The following is a 9234-nucleotide window of genomic DNA, read 5'->3' as shown; positions in this document are numbered from 1 at the left end:
GGTGTATATATTCCACGCTACCGTAACCTGGGAGATAAACCTGAGCGGGATTACCTGCGCGGTTTCCATTATGGCGGCGGCGCAAGCCGCACAGGATGGCAGCGGGCGATCCCTGAAATGGGTTATGGACAGGAATTTAAAGAAGAAACGACCGAACCGGGACCGTGGGTTATGGGGCTTGGCTCTTTTGGGGAGCACTTGCCGGAGTTCAAAAACCGTGCTTTCCTGGATCAGACAAAGAAAGATAAATGGGGCATCCCATTGCTGGCGGTAGACTGTGAGTTCGGTGAGAACGAGCGCAAGATGCGAATTGATATGAAAAACGATGCCGCCGAGATCCTTGAAGCCGCCGGAATGAAAGACATACAAACATTCGACAGGGGTGCTGTTCCGGGAATGGCAATCCATGAAATGGGCACCGCCCGTATGGGACATGATCCTAAGACTTCGGTGTTGAATAGGTGGAACCAGATGCATGATGTCAAGAACGTTTTTGTGACAGATGGAGCCTTTATGACATCGAATGCGTGTCAGAATCCAAGTTTAACTTACATGGCGTTTACTGCGCGGGCATGCGATCGTGCGGTTAATGAATTGAAGAAGGGGAATTTGTAAGGAATAGAAGTGAGATATGAGATTTGAGAAGTGGGATAAGAGAAATGGAAATCAAAAGACTCTGAGCGTCGCTATAAAAAATCTGCAAAAATATATAAGTATCTATGTCAAATCAAGTTAAACCGGTAAAAGTCCTTGTAGTAGGCTGCGGCAATATGGGCGCTTCGCACGCCATGGCTTATCACACGAATGATGGATTCGATATCGTCGGGCTTGTGTCCCGCGGTAAATCAAAAGAAGTATTAAATGCCAGAATGGACGATAAGTATCCTTTGTTCGAGGATATGGATGAAGCGATGCAAGCCACCGCCCCGGATGCAGTTTGTATCTCTACTTATCCGGATACTCACGAGCATTACGCTGTTAAGGCGTTCGAGGCTGGTTGCCATGTATTTATTGAAAAGCCGGTAGCAGATTCTGTGGAAGGTGCCGGGCGGGTGGTTGCTGCAGGTAAAAAGGCAAATAAAAAGTTGGTTGTTGGTTATATCCTGCGCCACCATCCTTCATGGGAGAAGTTTATTGAGTTAAGCGGAGAGCTTGGCAAACCACTGGTGATGCGGATGAACCTTAACCAGCAGAGCGACGGCGCCATGTGGACGCTGCATCGCAACCTGATGAATACCCTAAGCCCGATCGTGGACTGCGGAGTTCATTATATCGATGTGATGTGCCAGATGACCCGCTCAAAACCGATGCAGGTCTACGCTATCGGCGCGCGCTTAACTGAAGATATCCCGGCAGGAAATTATAATTATGGTCAGCTGCAGATTCGCTTTGAGGATGGTTCAGTGGGATGGTATGAAGCTGGCTGGGGACCTATGATGAGTGAAACAGCATTCTTTGTTAAGGATGTTGTGGGGCCAAAAGGTTCTGTATCTATAGTTGCCAAGGAAGCCGGCGCAGTGGGGAAATCTTCGTCCATCGAAGCCCATACAAAAACAGAATCGATACGTTTCCATCATGCCGGTCTCACAAAAGACGAATTGTTCGAAAAGGAAGATACCTGGATCGATCTGCAGGATGAGCCAGATCACCAGGAGCTTTGTAACCGCGAGCAGGCGTATTTCCTGAAAGCCATTCTGGAGGATGTTGATCTGACCGACCATGGCGATGATGCGGTAAATAGCCTGCGCATTGCTTTTGCCTGTGATGAATCAGTGAGAACAGGACAGGTGGTAAAGCTTTAATATTGAATCAGCTCTCTAATCAATCCAAAAAAAAAGATATGTCAATCAATACAAGTGAAATTCCGGTAGGTGTTATAGGTCTCGGGCTCATGGGCTGCAGTATTACCACCTGCCTGCTTATGGCCAGGCACCCCGTGATAGCCATTGCTCCGATAAGTGGGGATATGACGACTGCTGAGTCGCGTGTCCGCAAACACTTCATTAAGGCAAAAGAGGAGGGAATGGTTACAGAAGATCCGGAATTCTATTTTAAGAACCTGATCATTACTGAAGACTATGGTCAGTTGAAACCCGTTAAGCTGGCTATCGAATGCACCCTTGAAAGTGAAGAGATCAAAAAGACAGTATATGCTAAGATTGAAGCAGTAATTGCGGACGATGCATTAATGACCAGCAATACATCTGCCATTCCCATCAGTATCCTGCAGACAATGACCAAAAACCCTGATCGCTTCTTCGGCCTGCATTGGGCTGAGCCTTCTCACACCACCCGTTTTCTGGAAGTGATCTGCGGTGAGCAGAGTGATATTTCAAAAGGTGAATACCTGCATGAGCTTTCAAATTACTGGAATAAGGAAGCGACCCTGGTTAGAAAGGATATTCGCGGGTTTATTACCAACCGGTTGATGTATGCTATGTATCGTGAAGCATTTTATCTGGTGGAAAACGGGTACGCCACCGTGGAGGATGTCGACCGGGCCTGCCGTAATAATACAGGTTACTGGATGACACTTGTCGGGGTGTTCGGATGGATGGACCTCACCGGAGTTCCGGCGTATCATAATGTTATGAAAGATCTTAACCCGACATTATGTAACGATACCCATGTTCCTAAACTTATAGATGATATTGTGAAAGCAGGGGGCAAAGGTGTTTCCAACGGCCATGGCTTCTATAAGTATACGCCAGAGGAGTCGAAAATGTGGGAAGAGACGTTTGCTGATTTTAGTTATGATATCCGGAAGCTGGCAATGAAATATCCCTTTGACGTGGTTCAGAAAAGGCTGGCAAAGCTGGAAGAAGAGAAAAAAAGCAAATAACATTAACCAAATCGATAATGGAAAAAATTGAAATTCACCATCCTGATAAGGCAGATAAATCATTCAGTACCGGTGCATATTCTGCCGGGGTCCAGGCAGCAAACGATTGGCTGTTTGTAAGCGGGCAGGCTGCTTTAGATTTTACAACAAGTTCTTTTGTTTTAGGGACGATAGAAGAGGAAACGCATCTGACCATTCACAATGTAAAGCGCATTTGTGAAGCAGCCGGATTCACATTGGATGATATTGTTAAATGCACGGTTCATCTAAGTGACATAAAAGATTTTGATCGATACAACGTGGTTTATGCCAGTTACTTTACTAAAGTAAAGCCGGCACGAACCACCGTGCAGTCGGTTTTAGGCCACGGCATTAAGGTGGAGATTGATGCCATAGCATTCCGGGCGGGCAAGAAGTAAGAGGCCTGATGACTGAAGAACCACTGTTTATACTCGACTGCCATCTCGATCTTGCGATGAATGCTATCGAATGGAACCGGGATCTTAAACGGTCTGTTTGCGAGATCCGGGACCTTGAGAAGGGCATGTCCGACAAACTTGACCGGGCCCTTGGGACAGTGGCATTGCCTGAGCTGCGTAAGGGGAATATCGGATTGGTTGTTGCTACCCAGATCGCTCGTTATGTTGAAGCCGGCAGTATTATTCCCGGCTGGAATTCACCTGAAATTGCCTGGGGGATATCACAGGCGCAGCTCGCCTGGTACCGCGCGATGGAAGATCAGGGCGAAATGGTGCAGATCATAAACCTGGTACAGCTGGAGAAACATCTGACGCTGTGGTTTGACAAAACTATCCCCGACAAGGGAAAACCCGTGGGCTATATTCTTAGTCTCGAGGGCGCCGATTCATTAGTTAACTTATCATACCTGGAAAAGGCTTACGGTTATGGCCTCAGGGCTTGCGGCCCGGCACATTATGGACCGGGGCGTTATGCAGCCGGGACTGGCAGGACCGAAGGACTTACAGTCGCCGGAAAGGAACTTGTTGCCGAAATGGACCGTCTGAATATGATTCTGGATGTTACCCATCTTACTGATCAGGGATTTGAAGAGGCAACATCCATGTATAAAGGCCCGGTATGGGCAAGCCATCATAACTGCCGTAAACTGGTAGATAATCAAAGGCAATTGACAGACGATCAGATCAAGGTTTTAATTGAAAGAGATGCCGTGATCGGTGGCGTGTTCGACACCTGGATGCTTACGGATAATTGGGTGCGCGGTAAAGATGACCCTAAAGAAAGAGGAGTACACCTGGAGCTTATCGTTGATCATTATGATCACATCTGCCAGCTTGCGGGTAACAGCCTGAATGTTGCCATTGGCAGCGATTTGGACGGAGCTTATGGAAAGGAACAATCTCCATACGATCTGGAAGATATTTCGGATCTGCAGAATCTGAACGGAATGCTGAAAAAAAGAGGCTACTCAACTGAGGATATCCAGAACATATTTCATAAAAACTGGCTTAGGTTCCTGCGGAAAGCATGGGCCTGATTTAATTTGCTTCCCATGGAATGGTACGGCGTTAAAAATGCAGACACTATCGATTCTCCGGCACTCCTTGTGTACAAGGACCGGGTTCAGGATAATATTAACCTTGTTTTGACAATGGTCCAAGATCCCGGGCAGCTCCGGCCCCATGTTAAGACCAATAAATTGGTTGAGATATGCAGAATGATGCTGGATTCCGGGATCAGGAAGTTTAAGGCTGCAACTATCTCCGAAGCAGAAATGCTGGGCATGGCGGGTGCCGGGGATGTGTTGCTGGCTTATCAGCCCGTGAAGCCGAAGCTTCTCCGTCTGCTGAAGCTTATTGATAAATACCCCGGTACCAAATATTCTTGTTTGGTTGACAATATTAGTTCCGCCCGTTTGTTCTCTGAGTCGCTGTCAAACCAGGGGACAGAGCGCAGAAACCTCCAGGTGTATATTGATCTGAACGTGGGGATGAATCGTACGGGTATAAAACCGGCAGACGCATTTGAATTGTTTAATGAATTGCAAAGACTGTCTGGCATTGAGTTTAAAGGATTCCATGCCTATGACGGGCATATACGGGATTCTGATCTTGAGGAGAGAACAGCTCATTGCCATAGAGACTTCAACGAAACCGAAGAGCTAAGAAAAAAAATAGAACAGGCAGGCCATCAGCTTCCCCTGCTGGTAGCAGGAGGATCGCCCACATTTGTTATACATTCAACCAAACAGAATACTGAATGCTGTCCCGGAACATTTATTTTTTGGGACAAAGGATATAGCGACACCCTGCCAGAGCAGGACTTTCAGTATGCAGCATTAGTGCTTACCAGAGTTGTGTCTCTCCCCGATAAAAATAAAATCTGTATAGATCTCGGGTATAAGTCGGTCGCTTCAGAAAACGATCTCCAAAACAGGGTTTACTTTTTGAATCATACCTGCCTGAAACCTTTTAGCCATAGCGAAGAACATATGGTTATTGAGCTTGAGGAAGGTCATAACTTTAAGATTGGAGATGTCTTATACGCTCTCCCTATACATATTTGCCCAACTGTTTCCTTCTTCGATCGTGCTTTAATTGTGGAAGATGCTGAAATAGTAGATGAGTGGAGGGTTGTTGCCAGAAACCGGGTAATTACGTGTTGAAAAGGTTAATCGATATATAGTTTTTTTACTTCTTAAACCGAGATGAACTTATCGGTTAATAGGGAATTAAGTGCCATCCAGCAATCGCCTTTACGTTTATTAGAATTGAGTATGTATCCGGCATGGGGAAGTCCGGACAACAACTAATGTATAGAGAATTCTTAAAAAGTACCATTATTATAAGTAATAGTATCAGAATCTGCTCTGCTTAGCTATTATATTTGGCTAGATGTTGACCCGGGAGTTTTAGGATAAGGAGTTTAAATACCATATAAACACCGCTAGCTCTTTGGTATTACTAATGGAACTAATAGAGACTCGCCAGATAACTAATAATTATTCAGGAATTAAGTCGGAGTTTCGAAGGCGATTTCGCTTAAGATCAGAGACCGGATTTAACGGGGTTAAAAATATTCGTTGATTTATGAAGTGATTATCACCTTATCAAGCTGTTTACAAAATTCAAACTAAAAAATAAACTATTTACCTATGATCATGAAAACCGAAAAAAAAATATAATTTGTATCCAAATAAAATGTAGTGTTATGCCGCACCGCATTTGCCAGAGTGATAGCCCAGCCTATTTGAGAATCTGGAATAATTGTCCAATTTCTAACATAAAAAAACTCCAATGTATGTATTTTATACCTAAAAAAACTTTTCTACGCGAGATGATTAAGAATCTATTTAGTCAGATAGCGATGGTCATTTTACTAACTGGAATATCCTTTGCAGAGAAGAACAACTCTGAGTATAGGATCTTTCCAATCGTTAACGGTTCTTCAATCGATGTAAAATTAAATTTCGCTTATTCTATTACCGGTAACGTAACCGATAGCAAAGGACAGCCCTTAATAGGGGTAAGTATCAAGGTAAAAGGAACGAATAATGGTGCAAGTTCAGACGTTAAAGGCCAGTATACGCTTAATCTTAATAGTGAGGATGCTATCCTTGTATTCACTTATATAGGTTATATCACTCAGGAAATTTCCGTCAATAGCCGTACTGTCATCAATGTCAGTTTGGAAGAAGATGCGAGATCTTTAGACGAAGTTGTTGTGATTGGTTATGGAACGGTTAGAAAATCAGATTTAACAGGTTCGGTTTCGTCCGTCGGAAGTAAAGAAATCAATGCCATTCCGGCTGCTAATGTGATGCAGGCTCTAGCTGGCAGGGCGCCGGGTGTTCAGGTGAAACAAAACAATGGTCAGCCTGGAGCTCCTATTAGTATAAGGATAAGAGGCACAAATTCAATCGTTGGTAATAATGAGCCTTTATACGTTGTCGATGGATTCCCCGTAAATGATGCATTAAGTATAAATAACTCGAGTATCGAACGAATAGAAGTTTTAAAAGACGCCTCGGCTGTTGCCATTTATGGTTCAAGAGCATCGAATGGAGTAGTTCTTATTACAACTAAAAAGGGAAAAGCCGGGCAAACTAAAGTAAGTTTTGAAAATAGTTTCGGATCTCAACAGTTGATCCGAAAAATGGAGATGATGAATCCACTGGAATACGCTAATTACTTTAACTATATACAGCGGAGTCTTGGCAGGGCAGAAATTTTTACAGCTTCGAAATTGCAGGAATTTGCCGCCATGGGAGAGGGTACTGATTGGCAGGATGTAGTTTTCAGAAAATCGCCAATTCAAAATTATATTTTAAGTGTTAGTGGAGGTGATCAAAAATCTCAATTTTCCATTACTGGGGGCCTGTTTGATCAACAGGGGGTTATAAGGAATAGCGATTATAAGCGCTATTCTCTTAACAGTAATTTTCACCATAATATTAGTGAGAAGTTTGACTTCGACGTGGCATTAACGTTGTCAAAAAATAAAAGTGCCCGGCAGCAATCCGAACAAGGAAGGTTTGGAACTTCATTGCAAGGAAGGGTGTATGGTATTCCTTCCTATCTGCCGGTTTACAATGCTGACGGTACGTACGCTGAACCTGTCCTGCTGGACCCTCGTGTATCAGAGGCACTTTGGAACCCATTAAATTTCATCAATGAAACAAGCAATATACTGGGGCAGAATAACATCTTATTAAGCGGAGGAGTTAACTATAAAATAGTCGACGGACTAAGTCTTAGGGTTTCCGGAGGTGTTGAAAGCCGGAATTCACTTACCAATTTCTACCAAACAAAAAAATTCCAGAATGTCAGGGATGGAGTTGCTTCGGTATTATCAGGTGAATATACCAGCCTTTTAAATGAAAATATTTTAAGCTATAATAAAGTTCTCAATGGGAAGCATTCAATTTCAGCTGTTGCCGGAGCAACATACCAAAGCTTTCAAAACACCACCCTGGGAGGAAGTGGAAGGAATTTTTTAAGTGATGTTACTGAATCTTATTCATTATCGTCAGCAGGCCTTCCCGGAATTCCCACATCAGCGTTTTCAGAATCAACGTTGCTATCAGGCCTTGGCAGGATAAATTACACGTTTGATAATCGATATTTATTCACCGTTAGTTTTCGTGCGGATGGCTCCTCTGTATATTCTCCAGGTAATAAATGGGGATATTATCCATCAGCAGCATTCTCATGGAGGCTTTCAGAAGAAAAGTTTTTAAATCTTGAAAATACAATTATTAACGATTTAAGACTAAAAGCCAGTTGGGGTCGGGCTGGAAGTCAGGCAATAGCGCCTTATTCTACAATGAACCAGCTCAATCCCGGGACGACTGTATTCGGCACTTCACTAGTTACTACTATGTCTCCGTCAGCAAGGTTAGCATCCGACTTAAAATGGGAAACGACTGAACAGTCAAATTTTGGTATGGAATTATCCCTTCTAAACGATCGCATCGGCGTTACAGCGGATTATTATATTAAGAAAACAAGCGATCTCCTGAATGCAGTACAACTTCCGCGCTCATCAGGCTATACAAATGCATTGCGAAATGTTGGCGTAATTGGTAATAAAGGATTCGAGTTCGGTATCAACTCTAAAATATTTAACACTTCAAAGTTCAAATGGGATTTAGATGCTAATATGACATTTAATCGCTCTAAAGTTCTTAAACTTTATGGAGGAGTAGATATACTTGCGGGGCAATTACAAATGATTCGTTTTACTGATTTTGCAAACACCTATCGCGAAGGCGAGCCTTTGGGCGTTATTTATGGATATAAAGAAAATGGATACACTTCAAACGGACTGATCCAGTATGTTGATCAGAACAATGACGGAAAGATTGATATTAAAGATAAAGTAAAAATTGGAGATCCTAATGCAAAGCTCATTTTCGGATTAAATTCCAATATGAATTATAAGAACTTTTCATTTTCAATGTTCCTAACGGGCTCACAAGGAAATAGCATAGTTAATATGAGCGCCGTGGCGTTTAGTATCGACAACACAAATGGTACAAATAAATTAAAAGATGTTGTAAATAATTACTGGACCCCGCAAAATATGACGGCGAAGTATCCTGCACCTCTTCCCACTAACGTGTATCGTTTTTCTGACCGGTATGTAGAAGATGGTTCTTATGCCAGATTAAGGAATATAGAACTGGGTTATAACTTTAGTCCGCTCAAGGGTTTTGCCGGTGTTCAAAACGCACTAATTTATGTAAGCGGCCAAAACTTACTCACTTTAACTAAATATTCCTGGATTGATCCAGATGTCAACACTCGAGGAGGCTCAAGTTCATTAGATCAGGGAATAGATTACGCCAGTTATCCCAGCGCAAAATCAATCACTGCGGGACTAAGAGTTAATTTTTAACGAGTATAAGATCT

Annotated in this window: 7 protein-coding genes; all 7 read left to right on the top strand. The window is 43.2% G+C overall.

Translation table 11 applies throughout. The features are described 5' to 3' along the window. On the top strand, window positions 1–615 hold a 615-nt coding region (locus WKF69_RS07025; RefSeq protein WP_340380719.1), incomplete at its 5' end, for a GMC oxidoreductase. A 104-nt stretch (window positions 616–719) separates the two neighbouring features. Continuing rightward, window positions 720–1802, top strand: a complete 1083-nt coding sequence (locus WKF69_RS07020; RefSeq protein ID WP_340380717.1) for a Gfo/Idh/MocA family oxidoreductase — start codon at window positions 720–722, stop codon at window positions 1800–1802. A 38-nt stretch (window positions 1803–1840) separates the two neighbouring features. Further along, complete coding sequence (locus tag WKF69_RS07015; RefSeq protein WP_340380715.1) at window positions 1841–2842, top strand: 3-hydroxyacyl-CoA dehydrogenase family protein; 1002 nt, start codon at window positions 1841–1843, stop codon at window positions 2840–2842. 17 nt (window positions 2843–2859) lie between these two features. After that, window positions 2860–3261 carry a Rid family hydrolase gene (locus tag WKF69_RS07010; protein WP_340380713.1) on the top strand — a complete coding sequence of 134 codons (402 nt, stop codon included), beginning with the start codon at window positions 2860–2862 and terminating at the stop codon, window positions 3259–3261. Window positions 3262–3269: 8 nt separating this feature from the next. Continuing rightward, window positions 3270–4358, top strand: coding sequence for a membrane dipeptidase (locus WKF69_RS07005; protein ID WP_340380712.1), 1089 nt, complete (start codon window positions 3270–3272; stop codon window positions 4356–4358). Window positions 4359–4373: 15 nt separating this feature from the next. Next, complete coding sequence (locus WKF69_RS07000; protein WP_340380710.1) at window positions 4374–5486, top strand: D-TA family PLP-dependent enzyme; 1113 nt, start codon at window positions 4374–4376, stop codon at window positions 5484–5486. Window positions 5487–6157: 671 nt separating this feature from the next. After that, window positions 6158–9220, top strand: a complete 3063-nt coding sequence (locus WKF69_RS06995) for a TonB-dependent receptor (protein ID WP_340380708.1) — start codon at window positions 6158–6160, stop codon at window positions 9218–9220. Window positions 9221–9234: the final 14 nt, after the last annotated feature.

The sequence above is a fragment of the Daejeonella sp. genome (assembly GCF_037719425.1).
In the GTDB taxonomy this organism is placed as follows: domain Bacteria; phylum Bacteroidota; class Bacteroidia; order Sphingobacteriales; family Sphingobacteriaceae; genus Daejeonella.
This window is presented reverse-complemented; position numbering and strand designations above follow the sequence as displayed.